The sequence below is a fragment of the Enterobacter sp. 18A13 genome (assembly GCF_007035975.1).
Classification (GTDB): Bacteria; Pseudomonadota; Gammaproteobacteria; order Enterobacterales; family Enterobacteriaceae; genus Enterobacter; species Enterobacter vonholyi.
This window is the reverse complement of the sequence record NZ_AP019634.1, coordinates 4294325-4318289: the sequence shown is the minus strand read 5'-3', so window position 1 is coordinate 4318289 and position 23965 is coordinate 4294325. Positions and strand designations below refer to the sequence as shown.

Annotated in this window: 18 protein-coding genes; 10 read left to right on the top strand and 8 right to left on the bottom strand. The window is 57.3% G+C overall.

The features are described from left to right. The first annotated feature begins 3 nt into the window (after positions 1-3). Genes glgC through glgP form a run of 3 tightly spaced genes read left to right on the top strand, consistent with a single transcriptional unit; the run spans position 4 to position 5198 of the window. Positions 4-1299 (top strand): glucose-1-phosphate adenylyltransferase, encoded by a 1296-nt coding sequence (gene glgC, locus FOY93_RS20910; RefSeq protein WP_008503066.1) that lies wholly within the window; start codon positions 4-6, stop codon positions 1297-1299. Next, the gene (gene glgA / locus FOY93_RS20905; protein WP_008503065.1) at positions 1299-2732 is read left to right on the top strand and encodes a glycogen synthase GlgA; all 1434 of its coding nucleotides are present in this window, start codon (positions 1299-1301) and stop codon (positions 2730-2732) included. The genes glgC and glgA overlap by 1 nt, the downstream gene beginning before the upstream one ends. An 18-nt stretch (positions 2733-2750) precedes the next feature. Beyond that, entirely contained in the window at positions 2751-5198 is a 2448-nt protein-coding gene (glgP, locus tag FOY93_RS20900; protein WP_133295268.1) for a glycogen phosphorylase, read from the top strand. Between the two features lie 95 nt (positions 5199-5293). Here the strand turns inward: glgP and glpD are convergent, their stop codons facing one another. Then, complete coding sequence (gene glpD, locus FOY93_RS20895) at positions 5294-6802, bottom strand: glycerol-3-phosphate dehydrogenase (protein ID WP_136195950.1); 1509 nt, start codon at positions 6800-6802, stop codon at positions 5294-5296. A 188-nt stretch (positions 6803-6990) separates the two neighbouring features. On the opposite strand from glpD, the gene glpE reads away from it, so the two are divergent. The 3 genes from glpE to FOY93_RS20880 are packed head-to-tail and all read left to right on the top strand — an operon-like array spanning position 6991 to position 8976. Then, positions 6991-7323 (top strand): thiosulfate sulfurtransferase GlpE, encoded by a 333-nt coding sequence (gene glpE / locus FOY93_RS20890; RefSeq protein WP_115876843.1) that lies wholly within the window; start codon positions 6991-6993, stop codon positions 7321-7323. A gap of 47 nt (positions 7324-7370) precedes the next feature. After that, entirely contained in the window at positions 7371-8201 is an 831-nt protein-coding gene (gene glpG / locus FOY93_RS20885; RefSeq protein WP_143345625.1) for a rhomboid family intramembrane serine protease GlpG, read from the top strand. A 16-nt stretch (positions 8202-8217) separates the two neighbouring features. Further along, positions 8218-8976, top strand: coding sequence for a DeoR/GlpR family transcriptional regulator (locus FOY93_RS20880; RefSeq protein ID WP_008503060.1), 759 nt, complete (start codon positions 8218-8220; stop codon positions 8974-8976). 61 nt (positions 8977-9037) lie between these two features. Here FOY93_RS20880 and malT read toward each other — a convergent pair whose 3' ends face one another. Further along, on the bottom strand, positions 9038-11743 hold the full coding sequence (gene malT / locus FOY93_RS20875) for an HTH-type transcriptional regulator MalT (protein ID WP_008503059.1): 2706 nt from the start codon (positions 11741-11743) through the stop codon (positions 9038-9040). A gap of 585 nt (positions 11744-12328) precedes the next feature. Between malT and malP the strand changes: the two genes are divergently transcribed. Together malP and malQ are read left to right on the top strand one after the other, a co-directional pair. Then, positions 12329-14722 (top strand): maltodextrin phosphorylase, encoded by a 2394-nt coding sequence (gene malP, locus FOY93_RS20870; protein ID WP_143345624.1) that lies wholly within the window; start codon positions 12329-12331, stop codon positions 14720-14722. 9 nt (positions 14723-14731) lie between these two features. Then, positions 14732-16810: a 4-alpha-glucanotransferase gene (gene malQ / locus FOY93_RS20865; RefSeq protein ID WP_143345623.1), complete on the top strand. Its 2079-nt coding sequence runs from the start codon at positions 14732-14734 to the stop codon at positions 16808-16810. A gap of 87 nt (positions 16811-16897) precedes the next feature. Here malQ and gntT read toward each other — a convergent pair whose 3' ends face one another. The 3 genes from gntT to gntX all read right to left on the bottom strand — a co-directional run bounded on the left by gntT (position 16898) and on the right by gntX (position 19851). Further along, entirely contained in the window at positions 16898-18214 is a 1317-nt protein-coding gene (gntT, locus tag FOY93_RS20860; RefSeq protein WP_024907902.1) for a gluconate transporter, read from the bottom strand. A gap of 316 nt (positions 18215-18530) precedes the next feature. Next, positions 18531-19106, bottom strand: a complete 576-nt coding sequence (gene nfuA, locus FOY93_RS20855; protein WP_008503055.1) for a Fe-S biogenesis protein NfuA — start codon at positions 19104-19106, stop codon at positions 18531-18533. Between the two features lie 61 nt (positions 19107-19167). Next, on the bottom strand, positions 19168-19851 hold the full coding sequence (gntX, locus tag FOY93_RS20850; RefSeq protein WP_127732505.1) for a DNA utilization protein GntX: 684 nt from the start codon (positions 19849-19851) through the stop codon (positions 19168-19170). Positions 19852-19887: 36 nt separating this feature from the next. Between gntX and bioH the strand changes: the two genes are divergently transcribed. Both bioH and FOY93_RS20840 read left to right on the top strand, forming a co-directional pair. After that, positions 19888-20661 carry a pimeloyl-ACP methyl ester esterase BioH gene (gene bioH, locus FOY93_RS20845; RefSeq protein WP_143345622.1) on the top strand — a complete coding sequence of 258 codons (774 nt, stop codon included), beginning with the start codon at positions 19888-19890 and terminating at the stop codon, positions 20659-20661. Positions 20662-20772: 111 nt separating this feature from the next. Then, positions 20773-21042 carry a YdgH/BhsA/McbA-like domain containing protein gene (locus tag FOY93_RS20840; RefSeq protein WP_048976276.1) on the top strand — a complete coding sequence of 90 codons (270 nt, stop codon included), beginning with the start codon at positions 20773-20775 and terminating at the stop codon, positions 21040-21042. Between the two features lie 33 nt (positions 21043-21075). On the opposite strand, the gene feoC is transcribed toward FOY93_RS20840, so the two are convergent. From feoC to feoA, 3 genes are read right to left on the bottom strand one after another with little or no spacing between them, the layout of a single operon-like run. After that, positions 21076-21312 carry a [Fe-S]-dependent transcriptional repressor FeoC gene (gene feoC / locus FOY93_RS20835; RefSeq protein ID WP_143345621.1) on the bottom strand — a complete coding sequence of 79 codons (237 nt, stop codon included), beginning with the start codon at positions 21310-21312 and terminating at the stop codon, positions 21076-21078. 12 nt (positions 21313-21324) lie between these two features. Next, positions 21325-23643, bottom strand: a complete 2319-nt coding sequence (gene feoB / locus FOY93_RS20830) for a Fe(2+) transporter permease subunit FeoB (protein WP_143345620.1) — start codon at positions 23641-23643, stop codon at positions 21325-21327. Between the two features lie 30 nt (positions 23644-23673). After that, a complete protein-coding gene (gene feoA, locus FOY93_RS20825; protein WP_008503050.1) occupies positions 23674-23901 on the bottom strand; it encodes a ferrous iron transporter A in 228 nt (75 codons plus the stop codon). Positions 23902-23965 lie beyond the last annotated feature (64 nt).

Here is a 23965-nt window from a genome sequence, read left to right as displayed (position 1 = left end):
GTCATGGTTAGATTAGAGAAGAACGATCCCTTAATGTTGGCACGCCAGCTACCATTAAAAACGGTTGCCCTGATCCTTGCGGGTGGGCGTGGTACCCGTCTGAAAGATTTGACCATCAAGCGCGCCAAACCGGCTGTTCACTTTGGTGGTAAGTTCCGCATCATCGACTTTGCGCTCTCCAACTGTCTGAACTCGGGCATTCGCCGCATCGGCGTCATTACGCAGTATCAGTCGCACACGCTGGTTCAGCATATCCAGCGCGGCTGGTCATTCTTCAGCGAAGAGATGAACGAGTTTGTCGATCTCCTTCCTGCTCAGCAGCGCGTTCACGGCGAGAACTGGTACCGCGGTACGGCGGATGCGGTGACCCAGAACCTCGACATTATTCGTCGCTATAACGCGGAATACATCGTGATCCTCGCCGGGGACCACATCTACAAGCAAGATTACTCCCACATGCTGATCGACCACGTCGAAAAAGGGGCGCGCTGCACCGTGGCGTGTCTGCCTGTGCCCGTTGCCGAAGCGACGGCGTTTGGCGTCATGCACGTGGATGCCGACGACAAAATTATCGACTTCGTTGAAAAACCGGCGAACCCGCCAACGATGCCGGGCGATGACACCAAATCGCTCGCCAGCATGGGGATCTATGTCTTTGACGCAGATTATCTTTATGAGCTGCTGGAAGAAGACGACAAAGACGAAAACTCCAGCCACGACTTCGGTAAAGACATCATTCCGAAAATCACGAAAGCTGGCATGGCGTATGCACATCCATTCCCGCTGTCCTGCGTACAGTCCGATCCGAATGCGGAACCCTACTGGCGCGATGTGGGAACGCTGGAAGCTTACTGGAAAGCGAACCTCGATCTGGCATCGGTCACGCCTGAACTGGATATGTATGACCAGAACTGGCCGATTCGTACCCATATGGAGTCGCTACCGCCGGCCAAATTCGTGCAGGACCGCTCCGGCAGCCACGGTATGACGCTGAACTCGCTGGTGTCCGGCGGGTGCATTATCTCCGGTTCGGTCGTGGTGCAGTCGGTGTTGTTCCCGCGCGTGCGGATAAATTCATTCTGTAATATCGATTCGGCAGTCTTGTTGCCGGATGTTTGGGTAGGGCGCTCGTGTCGTCTGCGTCGTTGCGTGATCGACCGTGCCTGCGTCATCCCTGAAGGGATGGTCATTGGGGAGAATGCGGAAGAAGACGCGCGTCGTTTCTACCGTTCGGAAGAGGGGATCGTGTTAGTCACACGGGAAATGTTGCGGAAGCTGCAGATCAAACAGGAGCGATGATGCAGGTTTTACACGTATGTTCTGAGATGTTCCCGTTATTAAAAACGGGCGGACTGGCAGATGTGCTTGGCGCATTACCGGCGGCGCAAATCGCCGGAGGCGTGGATACCCGAGTCCTGCTGCCCGCCTTTCCGGATATCCGGCGCGGTATACCCGATGCAAAAGTGGTGACCCGCCGTGAAACGTTTGCCGGACGCATTACCCTGCTGTTTGGACATTACAATGGCGTAGGGATTTACCTGATCGACGCGCCGCACTTATACGATCGCCCGGGCAGCCCGTATCACGATACGAACCTGTTCGCCTACACCGACAACGTGCTGCGCTTTGCGCTGCTCGGCTGGGTTGGAGCAGAAATGGCGACGGGGCTGGATCCGTTCTGGCGTCCGGATGTGGTGCACGCGCACGACTGGCACGCCGGGCTTGCCCCGGCGTATCTCGCCGCGCGCGGCCACCCGGCGAAATCGGTCTTTACCGTGCATAACCTTGCCTATCAGGGGATGTACTACGCCCATCACATGAATGACATCGATCTGCCATGGTCGTTCTTTAACATGCACGGTCTGGAGTTTAACGGGCAGATCTCGTTCCTGAAGGCGGGGCTGTACTACGCCGATCACATCACGGCGGTGAGCCCGACCTACGCGCGTGAGATCACCCAGCCGGCGTTTGGCTACGGCATGGAAGGGTTGCTGCAGCAGCGCCATCGCGAAGGCCGCCTGTCGGGTATTCTGAACGGCGTGGATGAACAGATCTGGAGCCCGGAAACCGATCTCCTGCTGGCGGCGCGCTATGGCCGTGATTCCGTGGAAGACAAAGCGGAAAACAAACGCCAGCTGCAGATTGCGATGGGCCTGAAGGTGAACGACAAAGTGCCGCTGTTCGCCGTCGTGAGCCGCCTGACCAGCCAGAAAGGGCTGGATCTGGTGCTGGAGGCGCTGCCCGGTTTACTGGAGCAGGGCGGACAGCTGGCGCTGCTCGGCGCGGGCGATCCGGTGCTGCAGGAAGGTTTCCTTGCCGCCGCTGCGGAACACCCGGGGCAGGTGGGCGTGCAGATTGGCTACCACGAGGCGTTCTCGCACCGAATTATGGGCGGCGCGGACGTCATTCTGGTGCCAAGTCGTTTCGAACCCTGCGGCCTGACGCAGCTTTATGGTCTGAAATACGGCACGCTGCCGCTGGTGCGCCGCACGGGCGGACTGGCGGATACCGTATCCGACAGCTCTCTGGAAAATCTGGCGGACGGTATCGCCAGCGGGTTTGTCTTTGAGGACAGTAATGCCTGGTCGCTGCTTCGGGCGATTCGGCGTGCTTTCGTCTTGTGGTCCCGTCCATCACTCTGGCGTTACGTTCAGCGTCAGGCGATGTCCATGGACTTTAGCTGGCACGTCGCGGCGCAGTCATACCGCGATCTCTATCAACGCTTGATGTAACGAGGCGAAGTTACTGATATGAACGCTCCATTTAGCTACTCTTCACCCACGCTCAGCGTTGAGGCGTTAAAGCACTCCATCGCCTACAAGCTGATGTTCACCATCGGGAAAGATCCGGTTATTGCCAACAAGCACGAGTGGCTGAACGCCACCCTGTTTGCCGTGCGTGACCGCTTAGTTGAACGCTGGCTGCGCTCAAACCGCGCCCAGCTCTCGCAGGAGACGCGTCAGGTTTACTACCTGTCGATGGAATTTTTGATTGGCCGCACGCTGTCCAACGCGCTGCTGTCGCTCGGTATTTATGACGATGTCAAAACCGCACTCGAAGAGATGGGGTTAGATTTAGAAGAACTGATCGACGAAGAGAACGACCCGGGCCTCGGCAACGGCGGTCTGGGGCGTCTCGCCGCCTGCTTCCTCGACTCGCTGGCGACGCTGGCGCTGCCGGGCCGCGGCTACGGTATTCGCTACGACTACGGTATGTTCAAACAGAACATCGTCGACGGGCGTCAGAAAGAGTCGCCGGACTACTGGCTGGAGTACGGCAACCCGTGGGAGTTCAAGCGCCACAACACGCGCTACAAGGTGCGCTTTGGCGGGCGTATCCAGCAGGAAGGGAAAAAGTCCCGCTGGGTAGAAACGGAAGAGATCCTGGCCGTGGCCTACGACCAGATTATCCCCGGCTACGATACCGACGCCACCAACACGCTGCGCCTGTGGAGTGCCCAGGCCAGTAGCGAAATTAACCTCGGGAAATTTAACCAGGGTGACTACTTCGCGGCGGTGGAGGATAAAAACCACTCCGAGAACGTGTCCCGCGTGCTGTACCCGGATGACTCGACCTACTCGGGTCGCGAGCTGCGCCTGCGTCAGGAGTATTTCCTCGTTTCGGCGACCATTCAGGACATCCTCAGCCGCCACCATCAGCTGCACAAAACCTACGCCAACCTGGCGGAGAAAACCGCGATCCACCTTAACGACACCCACCCGGTGCTCTCAATTCCGGAACTGATGCGCCTGCTGATCGACGAGCATAAGTTCAGCTGGGATGACGCCTTTGAGGTGACCTGCCAGGTGTTCTCCTACACCAACCACACGCTGATGAGCGAAGCGCTGGAGACGTGGCCGGTGGACATGCTCGGCAAAATCCTGCCGCGCCATCTGCAGATTATCTTTGAGATTAACGACTACTTCCTCAAGACGCTGCAGGAGCAGTATCCGAACGATACCGGCCTGCTGAGCCGCGCGTCCATCATTGATGAGTCGAACGGTCGTCGCGTGCGCATGGCCTGGCTGGCGGTTGTCATCAGCCACAAGGTCAACGGCGTGTCCGAGCTCCACTCGAATCTGATGGTGCAGTCGCTGTTTGCGGACTTCGCGAAGATCTTCCCGACGCGGTTCTGCAACGTGACCAACGGCGTCACGCCGCGCCGCTGGCTGGCGCTGGCCAACCAGCCGCTCTCTGAGGTACTGGACGAGAATATCGGCCGCACCTGGCGTACCGATTTGAGCCAGCTGAGCGAGCTGGAACAGCATATTGATTTCCCGACGGTGAACAAAGCCGTACGCGAAGCCAAGCTGCTGAACAAAAAGCGTCTGGCGGTCTGGCTGGCGATGCACCTCAACGTGGTCGCTAACCCGAAAGCGCTGTTCGACGTGCAGATCAAACGCATCCACGAATACAAGCGTCAGCTGATGAACGTGCTGCACGTGATCACCCATTACAACCGCATCAAGGCCGATCCAACGGCCGAATGGGTGCCGCGCGTGAAGATCTTCGCCGGTAAGGCGGCTTCCGCCTACTACATGGCGAAGCACATTATTCATCTCATCAACGACGTGGCGAAGGTGGTTAACCAGGATCCGGACATTGGCGACAAGCTGAAGGTGGTGTTCATTCCGAACTACAGCGTCAGCCTTGCGCAGCTGATCATCCCGGCGGCGGATCTCTCTGAACAGATTTCGACGGCGGGTACTGAAGCATCGGGTACCAGTAATATGAAGTTTGCCCTCAACGGCGCGCTGACCATCGGCACGCTGGACGGGGCGAACGTCGAGATGCTGGAGCACGTGGGCGAAGAAAATATCTTCATCTTCGGTAACACGACGGAAGAGGTGGAGGCGCTTCGCAGGAAAGGCTACTCGCCGCGTCAATATTACGAAGAGGATGAAGAGTTGCGTCAGGTGCTGACGCAGATCGCGACCGGCGTGTTTAGCCCGGATGAACCGAGCCGCTATCGCGATCTGGTGGATTCGCTGATTAACTTTGGCGATCACTACCAGGTGCTGGCGGATTATCGCAGCTACGTGGACTGTCAGGATAAGGTTGACGAGCTGTACCGTCAGCAGGAGAAGTGGACCAGCGCCGCGATGTACAACATCGCCAATATGGGCTATTTCTCGTCAGACCGGACCATCAAGGAGTATGCCGAGACGATCTGGCATATTGATCCGGTGAGATTGTAAAAGCAAAACGGCAACCTCGGTTGCCGTTTTTAGTGTTTGTTCCCTCTCCCTGTGGGAGAGGGGCAGGGTGAGGGCATCAGTCCGCACCGGTCGAATTACGACGCCAGCGACAGCTCACGCTTCCCCGCATTTTGCAGTAACCACTGCGCCACGCGAGACTGCTGCTCGGCGTTGAGCCACATCCCTTCCTTGGTACGGCGCCAGATAGCATCGTCCAGACGACGCACCCACTCGTGCTCAACCAGGTAACGCAGTTCGGCTTCGTACAGCTCGTGGCCGAAATGCTCGCCCAGATCCGCCATGTCCTTCGCATCGCCCAGAATCAGCTCGGTATTGCTGCCGTAGGTGCGGGCATAGTGGCGCGCCATTCCTTCGGTGATGAACGGGAACCGACGGCGCAGCTTCGCGGCGTAATCATCGCGGTTATCGCCGATATCACCGCCGGGCAGTACCGCGCCCTTGGTCCATGCCGGGCCAATGCCTTTATAGTACGGCGCCAGTTTTTCCAGCGCGTGCTCGGCCAGCTTGCGGTAGGTAGTGAGCTTACCGCCAAACACGGAAAGCAGCGGCGCCTGACCGTCAACGTCGTGAATATCGAGCGTATAGTCGCGGGTAATGGCCTGCGGTGAGTCAGATTCGTCATCGCACAGCGGACGCACGCCGGAGTAGGTCCAGACAACGTCGTCGCGCGACAGCTGTTTCTTAAAGTGCGCGTTATACACTTTGAGCAGGTAGTTCACTTCGCTCTCGTCGATCTCGACGTTCTTCGGATCGCCTTTGTATTCCACGTCGGTAGTACCGATGATCGAGAATTCGTCCATCCACGGGATCACAAACACGATGCGCTTGTCTTCGTTCTGCAGGATGTAAGCCTGCTTCTGGGTATGCACGCGCGGCACCACAATGTGGCTGCCCTTGATCAGGCGAATGCCGTATGGAGAAGGCAGATGCATGCCGTCGTCGAAGAACTGCTTCACCCACGGGCCGGTAGCGTTCACCAGGCCGCGCGCTTTCCAGCTGAATTTCTCGCCGGTATCAATGTCTTCCGCTTCCACAATCCACAGGCCATTTTCACGACGGGCAGCGGTTGCGCGGGTGCGGGTTTTCACCTCGCCACCTTTCTTCTCAACCATCTGCGCATTCGCCAGTACCAGGCGGGCATCATCCACCCAGCAGTCGGAATATTCGAATCCGCGCACGATTTCCGGCTTAAGGACCGATTCTGAGCCAAAACGCAACCCTTTCGAACCCGGGAGGCTGGTGCGTTTACCCAGATGATCGTACATAAACAGACCGATGCGAATCATCCACGCCGGACGCAGATGCGGGCGATGGGGCAGGCGGAAGCGCATCGGAATCGCCAGATGCGGGGCCATTTTCAGCAGCACTTCACGTTCGGCCAGCGCTTCACTGACCAGGCGGAATTCGTAGTGTTCCAGGTAGCGCAGGCCACCGTGAATCAGTTTGGAGCTGGCGGACGACGTCGCGCAGGCGAGATCGTTAGCTTCCAGCATCAGTACGGACAAACCGCGTCCTGCGGCATCGACCGCAATACCGGCACCGTTGATGCCACCGCCTATCACAATCAGATCTTTGGTTTCCATAACACCCTCATGCACTTTCGTTAAAGCTCAGAAATGTTCGATATCGCTCATAATAGCAAAGGAACGCGCTTTTGGTAACATCAAAAAAACAATTTAGAGTGATATGGATAACATAATGGCGTTTACCCGCCGCCAGGACGTACACTACGGGGTAAAATCTTGTCGTTGACCACTGTAAAGAGAACACCATGGATCAGTTTGAATGTATTAACGTAGAAGAAGCCCACCAGAAGATGCACCAGGGAAAAGCGGTGCTGGTGGACATCCGCGATCCGCAGAGTTTTGCGATGGGCCATACGCCGGGCGCGTTCCATCTCACCAACGACACGCTGAGCGCGTTTATGCGCGATAACGACTTCGACACGCCGGTGATGGTCATGTGTTACCACGGCAACAGCAGCAAAGGCGCGGCGCAGTATCTGCTTCAGCAGGGTTACGACGCAGTTTACAGCGTCGACGGTGGTTTCGATGCCTGGCATCGTCATTTCCCGGCGGAAGTGGAATACGCTTTTGAGCGCTGATCCCGCTATACTGTCCTCTTTTGTGTGGAAATAAGCGACCGCTGCCCATGTTGATGATCACCTCTTTTACTAACCCGCGCGTCGCCCAGGCGTTTGTCGACTATATGGCGACGCAGGGCGTTATTCTGACTATTCAACAACATACGCAGACCGACGTCTGGCTGGCCGATGAGAGCCAGGCCGGACGGGTAAACGAGGAGCTGGCGCGTTTTCTTGAGAACCCTGGCGACCCGCGCTATCTGGCGGCCAGCTGGCAGTCCGGCCAGACCGGCAGCGGATTGCACTACAGCCGCTTTCCCTTCCTCGCCACTATTCGCGAGCGCGCGGGCCCGTTTACGCTGCTGCTGATGGCGGCCTGTATCATCGTCTTCATTATCATGAACGTGGTCGGCGACCAGAGCGTAATGATTGCCCTGGCGTGGCCCTATGACTCGTCTCTTGAGTTTGACGTCTGGCGCTACTTTAGCCACGCGCTGATGCACTTCTCGGTGATGCATATCCTCTTTAACCTGCTCTGGTGGTGGTATCTCGGCGGTGCCGTTGAAAAGCGTCTGGGCAGCGGCAAGCTGATCGTTATCACTATTATCAGCGCCCTGTTAAGCGGCTACGTGCAGCACAAGTTCAGCGGGCCGTGGTTCGGTGGGCTGTCGGGTGTCGTATATGCCCTGATGGGCTACGTCTGGCTTCGTGGGGAGCGCGATCCGCAAAGCGGCATCTATCTGCAACGCGGATTAATAACCTTTGCGTTAATATGGCTAATTGCCGGATGGTTTGATCTGTTTGGTATGTCTATCGCCAACGGTGCGCACGTCGCCGGGCTGGCCGTGGGGCTGGCGATGGCCTTTGCCGACACGCTCCATGCGCGAAAACGAACATAATTCTCAGGGATAATTGATGAAACAAACACAACGTCATGACGCCATTATCGAACTGGTAAAAAAACAGGGATACGTCAGCACCGAAGAGCTGGTGGAGCAGTTTGCCGTCAGCCCACAAACCATCCGTCGTGACCTGAACGACCTGGCCGATCAGAACCGTATTCTTCGCCACCACGGCGGCGCGGCGCTGCCGTCCAGCTCGGTCAACACCTCCTGGCACGACCGTAAGGCGACGCAGACGGCAGAGAAAGAGCGCATTGCCCGCAAGGTCGCCAGCCAGATCCCGAACGGCGCGACGCTGTTTATTGATATCGGCACCACGCCGGAAGCGGTCGCCCATGCGCTGCTGGATCACGAGAATCTGCGCGTGGTCACCAACAACCTGAACGTGGCCAATACCCTGATGCAGAAAGACGACTTCCGCATCATCCTCGCGGGCGGCGAGCTGCGCAGCCGCGACGGCGGGATTATCGGCGAAGCCACCCTCGACTTTATCTCGCAGTTCCGCCTCGACTTCGGCATTCTGGGGATCAGCGGTATCGACAGCGACGGCTCGCTGCTGGAGTTTGATTACCACGAGGTGCGCACCAAGCGCGCGATTATTGAAAATTCACGCCACGTGATGCTGGTGGTGGACCATTCGAAGTTTGGCCGAAATGCGATGGTGAACATGGGCAGCATTAGCATGGTGGATGCGGTCTATACCGACGTGATGCCGCCGGCGGGCGTGATGCAGGTAATTAAAGATAATAATTTGCAGTTAGAGTTGTGTTGAAAAGCCGTGCGCCCTCTCCCTGTGGGAGAGGGCCGGGGTGAGGGCGTCAGGCCGCACAAATCTAAACGCCGTACCCCATCATCTTCAACAGCTGCTGTGCATGCTGTACTGCATCCTGACGATGCGCCACGCCCAGCTTCTGGTACAGATTGCGGATATGCGTTTTGATGGTGGTCGCCGCCACCGCAAGCTCACCGGCAATCTGCTCGTTGCTGTAGCCTGAATAAATCAGCCCCAGAACCTGCCATTCGCGCTGGGTGAGCGGGCTGGTGCGGATAAGTTCCGGCACTTCCGGGTGGTTCAGCAGACGTTCAACAAAGTTCTCATCGAAATGCGCGAACTTGTGCCGATGATGCTGGTTAATCTCGCGCAGAATGCGCTGGGCGCGATGCTGATCCAGTTCCGGCAGCGTGTTGAGCTGAATCAGCTGGCGCAGCTGCTGCGCCATCACTTCCCCTTCAATTACAAAGTGGCTGATAAACCCGGTGCGGTTAGCCAGCTGCAGCGCTTCCAGAAGCACACGCTGGGCATCATTTTTACGACCCGCCTGCCAGTAAAGCTGGTTTTGCAGCAGCAGGTTGCGGTTCAGGTCGCTCATCAGGCGCAGGCTGCGCGCGTTCTCGTTCAGCTCCTCCAGCACAATCTCTGCGGGCTCTAATTCACCGAGCAGGATCTGCGCGCGGGCAATATTGCGCCACTGGCTCTGCAGGAAGTGGTTGTTGGCAAATTCCGGTTTTGGCGTCTGGCGCAGCCAGTTGGCGGCGGATTTTTTATCGCCGGTCATCTGCCAGTAAATCACCCGGACCTTGTCGGCGTTTGACACCCAGTCGCTATGATACTGGCCGTTGCCGAGCAGGTTTTCCAGGCGGTTAAGATGGTTGCGGGCGTTGTCGAGATCGCCGCGCGCCAGCGAGCACTGCACCAGCAGCGCCAGGCACTGCAGCTGCTGCTGAGGCTGGAAGCTGGAAAGAACATCCACACCCTGACGGGCGCAGCTTTCCGCTTCATCCAGACGCGACCATGCCCACAGCAGCTGAGCGCGAATACGCAACAGGAACTCGTGCATCGGCAGCTGTTCCAGATGTTGTTCACGAATCAGCTGGAACGCTTTTTCCTGGTTTTCCCAGGCGGCCTGCAGGAACCCCTGCGCGAATAAAATCTCGCTCTGTTGGATAAGGCTCCACAGGGCGTAATGCCAGACATCATGACGACGCGCCATCTGTTCGGTTTGCTGCATCAGTGAAAGCGAACGCGTGAGGTCGCCCTTGCAGTGCAGCACTTCGCCGTGCACGGAGGTCGCAACGATGCGGCTATAGAAGTTGGCCAGCGGCAGTTCATCCAGCGCGACCATCGCCAGCCGTTCAGCTTCGTCCGGGTCGCCATCGTTAATCGCCACCTGAGCGCGCAGCGCGTTGAACTCGCCGTGCAGGGTGGTATCCATTTCGCTTTCCATCTCCTGCTCGGCGCGCGCCAGCAGAGTGTTCACTTCGCTGTAGCGATGCTGGCTCTGCATCAGCCAGGCCTGCAGCAGCACCAGACGCGGATTCTCAAGCAGGCTTTCCCACGGCAGGGCTTTGAGGGATTCTTCCAGCAGCGTCAGCTCGCTGTGGTTAAACAGGCCCCACGCATGATTGAGGAGGATATCGCGCAGCATGCTGGCATCACCGGCGGCCAGCGCGTGGTGGATGGCTTCGCTTGGGAAGCCTTGCGCCATCCAGCTTTCGGCAGCGGCGCGGTGGATCTCCGGCAGTTCAACCGCCAGCTCCCACTGACAGCGCTGGCGCAGGAAGCTGCCAAACAGCGGATGATAGCTAAACCACTCGCCCGGATCGTCCATGCGCGTCAGGAAAAGGCCCTGACGTTCAATCTCTTCGAGCTGCAGCTGGCCGTTTTCACAGCCCGTCACCCGCACGATGAGCGCATCGTTCATGGAGCGCAGCAGAGAGCTTTTCAGCAGGAAATTACGCGTTGAGGGATCGACGCTGTCCAGCACCTCATCCACGAGATAGTCAGAAAGGTGGCTGGCGTTAATGCCCGCCAGGCGCCGCGCAGACTGATGCGCCGGACTGTTGTTTTGCCGGGCAGAGAGCGCGATGAGCTGCAGCGCCGTGGCCCAGCCGGCAACGTCATCACACAGGCGGCTGCTTTCGGCGGCCTCAATCGGTGAGTTCAGGCGGCAGTCAAAGAACTGTTTCGCTTCCTGATGGGTAAAGGCCAGCTGCTGGCTGCCCACTTCCAGGAGCTGATCGCGCACGCGCAGGTTGGCAATACCCAGCTGCGGCAGGTTGCGTGACAGCACTACTAAGGTCAGGTTTTCCGGCTGATGGCGCAGGAAGAAACGCATCGATTCATGAATTACCGGGTTAGTGATGAGATGGTAATCATCAATCACCACGTAAAGCGGGCGATGCCATTCGGCCAGTTCGATAAACAGCTGAGAGAAAAGGGAGGACAGGCTGGCGTACTGGCGCTTTTGCACCATCACCTCACTGGCGACACAGTGTCCATGGGTTGCTTGCTGTATGGCGGCAATCAGATAGCTGGCAAAACGCTCCTGCTGGTTATCGCCCTCGTCGAGAGAGTACCATCCAAGATCGCTCTTACCCGCGGCCCATTGCGAAATGAGCGTTGTTTTTCCATAACCTGCAGGGCTCGTAACCAGCGCCAGTCGGAAATTATGCGCGCCGGAAAGTTTAGCCAACAGACGCTCGCGGACCACTGTATGGTCAAGGCGAACCGGGCGACTTAATTTAGACGGAATCAACATAGGTTTCACTTCACTGTGGGGAACGAGAGATTTTATTTTTTTTGCGCTTCGTAATTAATGGATATAAGGTCGGCCAATAAGTTAACTATTGCAAGTTATGTCTGGATTTGGTGGCTGTGAATTTGCACTCTGTCACAAAACATTCAGGCAGAGGAGGGAACTTTCTGAAAAGGTCTTTGATGCCCCGTCAATGCTGGCTTGTATGGCTGTGCTGCGGCTGCGCTGAAACTGGTTTCAGAAAGGGATAGTGACGTCGAATTTAATATACTTCTGGTAAAGTTAAGGGAGATTAATAATCTCCTTAGCGATTTCCCGATTGCCGAGATATTATTCTACGTAAGTAATTATTTCGGCGGGGTTTAATTTCACCCGAAACCGCATTTCATTTCTTTGACATTCTCCTCGGTTACTTTTTTATCTTCCGGGCACACTCGAACTATGCTCTGAGAGTGGCCTCGATCACACTTTTATGCTCATCCCCGTTACTCCTCCCTGTCTAATCCCCCACAGGAGGAGGAAGAGGGGAAATGAGCCAGGCACACTAGCGCCAACTTGTGTTTTCTTTCTAAAGGATGCCGATCCCCTATGTCACAGCCTACTTTCAACAAAGCTCAATTCCAGGCTGCCCTGACGCGTCAGTGGCAGCGTTTTGGCCTTCATGCTGCAAACGAGATGACGCCTCACCAGTGGTGGCAGGCAGTGAGCGGTGCGCTCGCAGAGCAGCTGGATGCTCAACCCCTGGCAAACCCGGTAAAAGGCCAGCGCCATGTAAACTACATTTCAATGGAATTCCTGATTGGCCGTCTGACGGGCAACAACCTGTTGAACCTCGGCTGGTATCAGGAGGTCGGTGACGTTCTTAAAGAACACGACATTAACCTGACCGACCTGCTGGAAGAAGAGATTGACCCGGCGCTGGGCAACGGCGGCCTGGGACGCCTGGCGGCCTGCTTCCTGGACTCCATGGCGACCGTCGGCCAGTCGGCGATTGGCTATGGTCTGAACTATCAGTACGGCCTGTTCCGTCAGTCGTTTGCCGACGGGCATCAGATGGAAGCGCCGGACGACTGGCATCGCAATACCTATCCGTGGTTCCGCCACAACGCGCAGCTGGACGTACAGGTTGGCATTGGCGGGAAAGTGACAAAGCAGGGTCTCTGGGAACCGGCATTCACTATCACTGGCGAAGCCTGGGATCTGCCGGTGCTTGGCTACCGTAACGGCGTGGTGCAGCCGCTGCGTCTGTGGCAGGCGAAGCACGCGCATCCGTTTAACCTGACCAAATTCAACGACGGCGATTTCCTGCGCGCCGAGCAGCAGGGCATCGATGCCGAGAAGCTGACCAAAGTCCTCTATCCGAACGACAACCACCTGGCCGGTAAAAAGCTGCGCCTGATGCAACAGTACTTCCAGTGCGCCTGCTCCGTGGCGGACATTCTGCGTCGCCATCACCTGGCGGGCCGCAAGCTGGCGCAGCTGCCGGACTTTGAAGTGATTCAGCTCAACGACACGCACCCGACCATTGCCATCCCGGAGCTACTGCGCGTGCTGATCGACGAGCACCAGCTGAGCTGGGATGACGCCTGGGCCATCACCAGCCGTACCTTTGCCTACACCAACCACACCCTGATGCCAGAAGCGCTTGAGTGCTGGGATGAGAAGCTGGTGAAAACGCTGCTGCCGCGCCACATGCAGATCATCAACAAGATTAACGACCAGTTTAAAAAGCTCGTGGATAAAACCTGGCCGGGCAACAAGTCGGTCTGGGCGAAGCTGGCGGTGGTTCACGACAAGCAGGTGCGCATGGCGAATATGTGCGTTGTCAGCGGGTTTGCGGTGAATGGCGTGGCGGCGCTGCACTCGGATCTGGTGGTCAAAGATCTCTTCCCGGAATACCACCAGCTGTGGCCAACCAAATTCCACAACGTGACCAACGGCATCACGCCGCGTCGCTGGATCAAGCAGTGCAACCCGCTGCTGGCCGGCCTGCTGGATAAGATCCTGAAGAAAGAGTGGGCCAACGATCTGGACCAGCTCATCAACCTGGAAAAATACGCTGACGACGCGAAATTCCGCGAGCAGTACCGGGCGATCAAGCTTGAGAACAAGGTTCGCCTGGCGGAGTTTGTGAAAGTGCGTACCGGGATTGAGATCAACCCGAACGCCATATTCGATATCCAGATCAAACGTCTGCACGAGTACAAACGCCAGCATCTGAACCTGCTGCACATTCTGGCGCTGTACAAAGAGATCCGCGAGAACCCGCAGGCCGACCGCGTGCCGCGCGTGTTCCTGTTCGGTGCGAAAGCGGCGCCGGGCTACTACCTGGCGAAAAACATTATCCTCGCCATCAATAAAGTGGCGGCGGCGATCAACAGCGATCCGAAAGTGGGCGACAAGCTGAAGGTAGTGTTCCTGCCGGACTACTGCGTCTCGGCGGCGGAAATGCTGATCCCGGCGGCGGATATCTCCGAGCAGATCTCAACCGCAGGAAAAGAAGCCTCCGGTACCGGCAACATGAAGCTAGCGCTGAACGGCGCGCTGACCGTCGGCACGCTCGACGGGGCGAACGTCGAAATCGCCGAGAAGGTGGGCGAAGAGAACATCTTTATCTTCGGCCATACGGTGGAAGAGGTGAAAGCCATCAAGGCCAAAGGCTATGACCCGGTGAAATGGCGTAAGAAAGACAAAGTCCTCGATGCGGTGCTGAAGGAGCTTGAGAGCGGTAAATACAGCGACGGCGATAAGCACGCGTTTGACCAGATGCTGCACAGCATGGACAAACACGGCGGTGACCCTTACCTGGTAATGGCGGACTTCACGGCCTACGTTGAAGCGCAAAAGCAGGTCGACGTGCTGTATCGCGACCAGGAAGCGTGGACCCGCGCGTGCATCCTGAATACCGCCCGCTGCGGTATGTTCAGCTCTGACCGCTCAATCCGTGATTATCAGGCCCGTATCTGGCAGGCAAAACGCTAAGGAAGCGCGATGGAGAGTAAACGTCTGGACAGTGCCGCGCAGGCGGCGGGAATTAGCCTCAGTTACATCAATGCGCACGGCAAACCGCAGTCTATTGGTGCGGACACCAAAAGACGTTTGCTGGATGCCATGCACAAAACCGACGCGAAAGCGTCGGCTGCTCCGGTGCCGAACGTGAAGGTATTCACCGCAGGCAAAAAGATGCCGCTGGCGGTGGAGGGGCGCGGCGAGTTTAGCTGGCTTCTTACCACCGAAGAGGGGCATCAGCATAAAGGCCACGCCACCGGCGGCAAAACGTTAAACCTTCCGGCAAAGCTGCCGGAGGGGTATCACACCTTAACGCTCACCCAGGACGATCTGCGTTTCCACTGCCGGGTGATCGTCGCGCCAAAACGCTGCTACGAGCCGCAGGCGCTGCTTGAAGGCAAAAAGCTGTGGGGCGCCTGCGTGCAGCTCTACACTCTGCGTTCCGACAGCAACTGGGGCATCGGTGATTTTGGCGATCTGAAAAAGATGCTGGCATCCGTGGGCGAGCGCGGCGGCGCGTTTATCGGTCTCAACCCGATCCACGCGCTCTATCCAGCCAACCCGGAGAGCGCCAGCCCGTATAGTCCGTCGTCCCGTCGCTGGCTGAACGTTATTTATATCGACGTTAACGCCTTAGATGATTTCAAAAACAGCAAAGAGGCGCAGGCGTGGTGGAAACTCAGCACCACACAGCAGGCGCTGAAGCAGGCGCGCGAAGCCGACTGGGTGGACTATTCCACCGTCACGGCGCTGAAAATGGCCGCGCTGCGTCTGGCGTGGAAAGGCTTTTCGCAGCGCGATGACGAGCAGATGGCGGCGTTCCGCCAGTTCGTGACGCAGGAGGGCGAGAGCCTGTACTGGCAGGCGGCGTTCGATGCGCTGCACGCATATCAGGTAAAAGAGGACGAAATGCGCTGGGGCTGGCCGGTCTGGCCCGAAGCGTATCAGAGCGTCGACACGCCTGAAGTGAAAGCGTTCTGTAAAAAAAATGCCGATGAAGTGGACTTCTACCTGTGGCTGCAGTGGCTGGCTTACAGCCAGTTTGCCGCCTGCTGGCAGGTGAGCCAGGGCTATAAAATGCCGATTGGCCTGTACCGCGATCTGGCCGTGGGCGTGGCGGAAGGCGGCGCGGAGACCTGGTGTGACCGTGAGCTTTACTGTCTGAAAGCCTCTGTCGGCGCGCCGCCGGATATCCTTGGCCCGCTGGGCCAGAACTGGGGATTGCCGCCGATGGATCCGCACGTCATGGCGGAGCGCGCCTACGAGCCGTTTATCGACCTGCTGCGCGCTAACATGCAGAACTGCGGCGCGCTGCGTATTGACCACGTAATGTCCGTGCTGCGTCTGTGGTGGATCCCGTACGGTGAAACGGCCGATCACGGGGCGTATGTGCAGTATCCGGTTGACGATCTGCTGTCGATCCTGGCCCTGGAAAGCAAGCGCCATCAGTGCATGGTGATCGGTGAAGATCTCGGTACCGTGCCGGTGGAAATTGTCAGCAAGCTCCGCGACAGCGGCGTCTACTCCTATAAAGTGCTCTATTTTGAAAACGACCATGAGAAAACCTTCCGCGCGCCGCAAGCGTACCCTGAACAGTCAATGGCAGTCGCGACGACGCATGACCTTCCTACGCTTCGTGGCTATTGGGAAAGCGGCGATCTGACCCTTGGCAAAACGCTGGGCCTGTATCCTGATGAGGAGGTGTTACACGGCCTGTATCAGGATCGCGAGCTTTCCAAACAGGGGCTACTGGATGCGCTGCACAAGCAGGGCTGTCTGCCGAAACGTGCGGGACATAAAGCGTCATTGATGTCGATGACCGCGACCCTCAATCGCGGTTTGCAGCGCTATATTGCCGACAGCAACAGCGCGCTGCTGGGGCTGCAGCCGGAAGACTGGATTGATATGGCGGAGCCGGTGAACATCCCAGGCACCAGCTATCAGTACAAGAACTGGCGTCGAAAGCTGTCCACCACGCTTGAGGCGATGTTTGCCGATGATGGGGTGAACAGGCTGATCAAGGATTTGGATAAGCGGCGAAAAGCTGCTGGTAAGAAGTAATAAAAAACCCGCCAGTGGCGGGTTTTTTATTATCAGGCGGTGCTCATGCAGGTCGGGTAAGGCGTAGCCGCCACCCGACTTAGGGTATCAGACCACCATGTTGAGCAGCAGCACCCCGACCAGACCACACACCGAAATAATGGTTTCCAGCGCGGACCAGGACTTGATGGTTTCACCGATCGTCAGGTTGAAGTACTCCTTGAACAGCCAGAAGCCAGGGTCGTTAACGTGAGAGAAAATCACGCTACCGGAACCGACGGCGATAACCATCAGCTCAGGGCTTACGCCCGTGGTCGCAATCAGCGGGGCAACGATACCGCCTGCGGTGATCGCCGCAACGGTCGCTGAACCCAGCGCAATACGCAGAACCGCGGCAATAGACCAGGCCATCAGGAGCGGCGATACGTTGGTTTCATGCATCATGGCGGCGATGTATTTGTCCACGCCGCTGTCGACCAGAACCTGCTTGAATGCACCGCCACCGCCGATGATCAGGAGCATCATGGCAATGATTTTGATTGAAGAGGTCAGCGTGTCGTTGATCTGATCCATGGAGCGGCCACGGTTCAAACCGAAGGTGAACATCGCGATCAGCACGGCAATCAGCGTTGCCATCACCGGGTCACCCAGGAATTCCGCCACGGACAGGAACGCATGACCTTTAGGCAGGATCATCTCCGCCACGGCGCGCATCGCCATCAGGATCACCGGTACCAGGGAGGTCCAGACGCTGACGCCAAAGCCCGGCATCTCTTCTTCGGTGAAGGTTTTGGCGCTGTACAGACCTTCCGGAATCGGCTTATCAATGCCTTTCAGGAAGCGGGCATAAACCGGGCCGGCCAGAATCACCGTCGGGATCGCCAGAATCGTACCGAACAGCAGAGTTTTACCCATATCCGCGTGGAAGATGGTCGCGATAGCGGTTGGACCCGGGTGCGGCGGCAGGAAGCCGTGGGTCACGGACAGCGCCGCAGCCATTGGCACGCCGACATACAGCAGCGGGATGCTCGCGGCAGCCGCAATGGTGAACACCAGCGGCAGCATCAATACGAAGCCCACTTCATAGAACAGCGCGAAACCAACGGTAAAGCCGGTTAACACCACTGCCCACTGAATGTTCTTCTTACCGAATTTGTCGATAAGCGTGGTGGCAATACGCTGCGCGCCCCCGCAGTCCGCCAGCATTTTACCGAGCATGGCGCCGAAGCCCATGATCAACGCCAGGCTGCCGAGCGTGCCGCCAACACCGGCTTTAATCGAGCTGATAACTTTCACCAGCGGCATCCCCTGCATCAGACCGACTGCAAGTGCCACCAGAACCAGAGCGATAAATCCGTTCATTTTGAAACGGATCATCAAGAGCAGTAATAACACAACACCGATAGCAACGATGACTAATGGCATGATTTACCTGGCCTTTGAATTGTTATGGGTAACGTCATTGTTTCAACGACAAATTCCGATTGTCCCAACTGGGAACAGAGAAGTAACGGCACTAATACTGATGCCTTTTAAACGATTAAGTTTAGTCGGCTGTTATGGGTGTGCTTAGTGCCCATGAGAATGATACGGGTAACATGACGTGATTGAGAATCACCCTGGCAGGCAAAATGTGAATTATGAGACGCAGGTCAACATATAGAGGGGAGCGAAGAGGGGGAGCGGGGTTTTGTAGGCCCGGTAAGCGCAGCGCCACCGGGCAATACAGATGGGCAATGAATCAGTAGTAAGAGTGCTCGCCGCGCTGGTGTTCGGTCAGGTCACGCACGCCTTTCAGTTCCGGGAACTCGTTCAGCAGCTGCTTCTCGATCCCTTCTTTCAGGGTGACATCGACCATTGAACAACCGTTACAACCGCCGCCAAACTGCAGAATGGCAAAACCTTCGTCGGTGATTTCCATCAGGGAAACACGGCCGCCGTGGCCCGCCAGCTGTGGGTTGATCTGGGATTGCAGCAGATACTCAACGCGCTCCATCAGAGGGGCATCGTCAGACACTTTACGCATTTTCGCGTTCGGCGCTTTCAGGGTCAGCTGAGAACCCAACTGATCGGTGACGAAGTCGATCTCCGCATCTTCAAGATACGGTGCGCTCAGCTCATCAACATAGGCGGTGAGCTGTTCAAACTTAAGGGCAGTGTCAGTAGCTTCCACAGCGTCCGGAGGACAATAAGAAACACCACATTCTGCATTCGGCGTGCCTGGATTGATCACAAACACACGGATCTGCGTCCCTTCTTCCTGATTTGCCAGCAGTTTGGCAAAGTGCGCTTGTGCAGAATCGGAAATACGGATCATAGCTTTGGCCTAATAGTTGACTAAATTACCTGGGTATAATCATACGCCCATTGAAGAAGGGCTACAAGGTACGGCACAGACACCATACCTGAACCGACGCGGCGCCGCTTTGCAAAAGCAGTCGGGAAAGTTCAGCAACGGTACTGCCTGTGGTGACAACATCATCCACAATCGCGATATGGAGCCCGTCGACCGGCAATTCAAGGCGAAAGGCATTTTTGAGGTTTCTTTTGCGAAGCCGGGCGCTGAGCTGATGCTGGATGGCGGTGGCATGAACACGTGTCAGCGCGCGGGCATCATACCGACAGCCGAGCCACCGTGCGAGGGGACGGCAGAGCAGGTCACTCTGGTTATAGCCGCGCCGCCAGTGACGACGTCGGTAAAGGGGGACACTCACCACCATGTCGATTTTCGGCAGTGCCCGCTGACGTCGCGCCTGCAAAACCGCCAGCAACAGCAGGCGAGCAAGGGGCTGTGCCAGCGAGCTCTGCCCGGAAAACTTCAGCGCATGGATCAGCCTGTTCAGCGGTGGAACATAATCATCCACCGCCACCATCGCGCTCCACGGCGGGGACTTTTTCAGGCAACGGCCACAGGGCAAAGCGGGATTCGTGGCCGGTAAACCACATTGTGGGCAGATCCCGATACGCCATTGCAGCGATCGCGTACAGACGGAGCAGATGCCCCACCCGCCTAGTGCCAGCGGCATTCGGCATAGCCAGCATAACCCAGGTACTGTTAGCATGTGCAACCTCCATGTGAAAAAAGAGAACAGTAACTGATGAAGACGCTGTGGTGGCAGACCGTCGGGACAGGAAATTGCCATCTTGTGCTGCTGCACGGATGGGGACTGAATGCTGAAGTATGGCGTTGCGTAAGCGAGGAACTCGCCTCGCATTTCACGCTGCATCTGGTGGATTTGCCGGGTTATGGCCGCAGCCGCGGTTTTGGGGCCATGTCGCTTGATGAGATGGCGGAGCAGGTTCAGAACGCTGCTCCGCAAAATGCCATCTGGCTGGGCTGGAGCCTGGGCGGGCTGGTGGCGAGCCAGATTGCGCTGTCGAGACCTGACCGCGTAAAAGCGCTAGTGACCGTGGCGTCGTCGCCCTGTTTTAGCGCGCAGGACGCGTGGCCAGGGATAAAACCCGAGGTACTGGCGGGCTTTCAGCAGCAGCTGAGCGACGATTTCCAGCGGACCGTAGAGCGGTTCCTCGCGCTGCAGACGATGGGTACCGAAACCGCGCGTAAGGATGCCCGAACGCTGAAGCAGACCGTGCTTTCGCTGCCGATGCCGGAGGTTGAGGTGCTAAACGGCGGACTTGAGCTCCTGAAAACGGTTGACCTGCGCGAGCCGCTGGCCGCGCTGACGGTGCCGCACCTGCGTATCTACGGTTATCTCGATGGGATTGTGCCGCGCAAAGTGGTTCCGCTGCTGGATTCGCTTTGGCCGGAGAGTGAATCGCAGATCGTTGCCAAAGCCGCACATGCCCCGTTTATCTCTCATCCGACGGAATTTTGTTCAGCGCTGATTGCGTTAAGTCAACGTTTCGACTGATTATTTTCTATCCTGCCTGGAAAAAGTAACACACCGCAACCATACTCCAGATGTCGTTGCGGTTGTTCTGCCTTCGATAATCAAAACAACAATCCTATGGAGAGTCAGGCTATGAAACTTGTTACAGGTATTGTCACTTCTCTGGTTATTGGGTCACTGTCATTTGGCGTCTTTGCGGCAAAAGAGCTGGAAAAAGATAAAGTTGCCAGCATGAATCTGACGAAAATTGGTGAGATTTCTACGTCTGACACCACCGCGCCGATGGATGCTCGCAGAGAGCTGTCGAAGAAAGCGGATGAGCTGGGCGGAACGTACTACGTCGTCACCAGTGCAGAAAAACAGACCAAAAACGTACGCGCAACGGCGGACGTCTACAAGTAATACGATAAAGCCGGGCAGCGATGCCCGGCTTTGTTAACGCAGCGTCCACCACTCCCTGAGGCAGGCCTTTCCTTCCGGACAGCTTTTACAACTGCCGGAGAGACAGCCGTCAGCGTCTTCCTGAATCCGCACGGCTTTCCCCATGGCTTCCAGTCTTTCCAGCATGGCATCGATCATCGGCTGCGGCGTATGCAGGCTGAGGCTCAGCTGTTTCGCCTCCATCCGCCCCTGCAGTGCCAGCATGTCACGAACCTGAATCAACGATGCCATGGGGTGTGCTCCTTAGTGACAGTCGCTCGCCGGGCTGCAGCAGCAGGTCGCGGCGGTTTTACGGTTTGCCAGCAGGTCGATGTCGACGCGGCTGCGTGCCCGCCGCAGCAGACCGAGCACTATCACGTTAAACAGCACAACCGCGAGAATGCAGACCAGGCTGTAGCGCGGGTGCTGGCTGAAATTGACGGTTTGATAAAACAGCGTCGCCAGCGAGTAAGCGATATTCAGCCCCCACAGGATAGAGAAGCCCATCCAGCCGCGGCTGGACTCGCGAGCAATCGCCCCCATCACGGAGATGCACGGAATGTAGAGCAGAACAAAGATGAGGTAGCTATAGGCGGCGGACGCGCTGCCAAATTTCTCGCTCATCACCCCCATGGCACCCGTCGCCATTTCACCGTCGCCTTTGCTCGCTTCAATCGGGTTCGCCAGCACGCTCAGGCTGAAGGTGTCCTTCAGGCTCTGCCAGGTTTCCTCTACGGCACCCAGCAGTTCATCACCGAGATGAAACTCTGCCGGATTAAATTCCTGCTCCTGAATGTTCTCGGCGGTGTAGAGCGTGTTCAGGGTACCGACAACCACCTCTTTTGCCATTGCGCCGGTAAACAGCCCGACGGTTGCCTGCCAGTTATCCTCATGCACGCCAATCGGTTTGAAGACCGGCGTGATGACGCGGCTGACGGAGGCGAGGGCAGAGTCGTTAATGTTATCTGCCGCCTGTCCGCTGAGGGTGAAGCTGTTCAGCGCGCTCAGGAAAATACTGACGATGACAATCACCTTACCTGCGCGCAGGACGAAGCCTTTCAGGCGCTGCCAGGTCTGGATCGCCAGGCTTTTCAGATGGGGGACGTGGTACACCGGCAGCTCCATCACGAACGGTGACGCTTCACCGCGCATGATAGTGTGTTTCAGCATTAAGCCGGTGAGGATCGCCATCACGATGCCCAGCACGTAGAGCGAGAAGACCGCCAGCGCGCCCTGCTGGCCAAAGAAGGCTGCCGCAAAGACCGCGAAGATCGCCAGTCGGGCACCGCAGGACATAAACGGCGCCATCATAATGGTCATCAGACGCTCGCGCGGCGCATCCAGGGTGCGTGCGCCCATCACCGACGGCACGTTACAGCCGAAGCCGACGATCAGCGGGACGAAGGATTTACCCGGCAGGCCCAGCGCCTGCATCAGACGATCCATCACGAACGCCGCGCGCGCCATGTAGCCGGAATCTTCCAGGAACGAGAGGAACAGGTACATCATGCCGATCTGCGGCACCAGCGGCAGAACGGTATTAATACCGCCGCCGATCCCCTGCGCGAGGAAGATGGTGAGCCATTCCGGGAAGTGCAGGGTGTAACCTACCCACTGGATCCCGTGGACGAAGACCGCGACGGAACCGGCGTCAAAAATCGGCTGCAGTGCGCCACCGATGTTAATGGCAAGCAGGAACATCACGTACATCACCAGCAGAAAGATCGGCAAACCCAGGAAGCGGTTAAGCACGACCTTATCCACCGCCGCCGTAAAGCGGCTGGGTTCCACCGTCAGCGCGTTACTCACCACGTCGCAAATCGAGGCGATGGCCTGGTAACGGGCATCAGCGATGTGCAGCGCCGGATCGTCCAGCTCGTCGCTAAGACGAGCCACCGTCGCGTCCAGCTTATCGGCCGCATGCCCGGCGTAAGCGCGGCTGTAGATATCCCCTTCCAGCATCTGCAGGCCAAGCCACAGGCGCTGTTTCGCTGGCATACCGGTGTCCATCTCCTGCGCCAGCACGTTGGCTTCACGCAGGAGGGGCTTCGCGTAATGCACCAGCTCAACGTCGCGATTTCCCGCGTGACGGTCAATGGCCAGCTTCAGCGCATCAATACCGCGAGCCCGCGTCGAAACCAGTGGAACGACCGGGCATCCCAGGCGCGCGGAGAGGGCATCGACGTCGATGCGCAGCTTTTGTTTCTCTGCGATGTCGAGCATGTTGAGCGCCACGATGCAGGGGATACCCAGCTCCAGCAGCTGCAGCGTCAGATAGAGGTTACGCTCGAGGTTTGAGGCATCGACCACGTTGATCAGCAGATCCGCGTCGCCGCCAAGAATATAGTGACAGGCGATTTGCTCATCGAGCGAGGTTTGTGACGAAATGGTGGTTAAGGAGTAGGTGCCGGGAAGGTCAACCAGCGTCACCTTGTTGTCTGTCGTCGTGAACTGGCCCTCTTTACGCTCAACCGTCACGCCCGCCCAGTTGCCTACGCGCTGGCGTGCCCCGGTCAGCTGGTTAAAAAGGGTGGTCTTGCCGGAATTAGGATTGCCAATTAAGCCAATAGTTAACTTTTTCATTTTTTTAGACTCACTGAAACCGCTGGCTTGTTATCGGGATAAGGCTTCGACTTCTATTAACGCGAGGTCTTTCTTACGCAGGACCAGATTCACGCGGCGGGTTTCGATATGAACCGGATCGCCCAGCGGCGCCACGCGCACGACCTGGAATGACGAGCCGGGCAGCATGCCCAGCGACAGCAGCTTTTGCCGATAGGCAGGGCTAATTTCGCGGGTAAAACCGGTAATCTTCCATGCACTGTCTGGAGTGAATTGCATAACGCCTGATTCCACGAAAGGTTAAATTATCTACTATGGGATGATAATGAGAATAGTTTTTATC

Coding starts and splice junctions, on each gene's coding strand:
- glgA (WP_008503065.1), top strand. CDS start 1,299: ATGCAGGTTTTACACGTATGTTCTGAGATGTTCCCGTTATTAAAAACG.
- glgC (WP_008503066.1), top strand. CDS start 4: ATGGTTAGATTAGAGAAGAACGATCCCTTAATGTTGGCACGCCAGCTA.
- malT (WP_008503059.1), bottom strand. CDS start 11,743: ATGTTGATTCCGTCTAAATTAAGTCGCCCGGTTCGCCTTGACCATACA.
- glpE (WP_115876843.1), top strand. CDS start 6,991: ATGGATCAGTTTGAATGTATTAACGTAGAAGAAGCCCACCAGAAGATG.
- feoC (WP_143345621.1), bottom strand. CDS start 21,312: ATGGCATCGTTGATTCAGGTTCGTGACATGCTGGCACTGCAGGGGCGG.
- feoB (WP_143345620.1), bottom strand. CDS start 23,643: ATGAAAAAGTTAACTATTGGCTTAATTGGCAATCCTAATTCCGGCAAG.
- malQ (WP_143345623.1), top strand. CDS start 14,732: ATGGAGAGTAAACGTCTGGACAGTGCCGCGCAGGCGGCGGGAATTAGC.
- bioH (WP_143345622.1), top strand. CDS start 19,888: ATGAAGACGCTGTGGTGGCAGACCGTCGGGACAGGAAATTGCCATCTT.
- malP (WP_143345624.1), top strand. CDS start 12,329: ATGTCACAGCCTACTTTCAACAAAGCTCAATTCCAGGCTGCCCTGACG.
- FOY93_RS20880 (WP_008503060.1), top strand. CDS start 8,218: ATGAAACAAACACAACGTCATGACGCCATTATCGAACTGGTAAAAAAA.
- gntX (WP_127732505.1), bottom strand. CDS start 19,851: ATGCTAACAGTACCTGGGTTATGCTGGCTATGCCGAATGCCGCTGGCA.
- feoA (WP_008503050.1), bottom strand. CDS start 23,901: ATGCAATTCACTCCAGACAGTGCATGGAAGATTACCGGTTTTACCCGC.
- glpD (WP_136195950.1), bottom strand. CDS start 6,802: ATGGAAACCAAAGATCTGATTGTGATAGGCGGTGGCATCAACGGTGCC.
- glgP (WP_133295268.1), top strand. CDS start 2,751: ATGAACGCTCCATTTAGCTACTCTTCACCCACGCTCAGCGTTGAGGCG.
- FOY93_RS20840 (WP_048976276.1), top strand. CDS start 20,773: ATGAAACTTGTTACAGGTATTGTCACTTCTCTGGTTATTGGGTCACTG.
- gntT (WP_024907902.1), bottom strand. CDS start 18,214: ATGCCATTAGTCATCGTTGCTATCGGTGTTGTGTTATTACTGCTCTTG.
- nfuA (WP_008503055.1), bottom strand. CDS start 19,106: ATGATCCGTATTTCCGATTCTGCACAAGCGCACTTTGCCAAACTGCTG.
- glpG (WP_143345625.1), top strand. CDS start 7,371: ATGTTGATGATCACCTCTTTTACTAACCCGCGCGTCGCCCAGGCGTTT.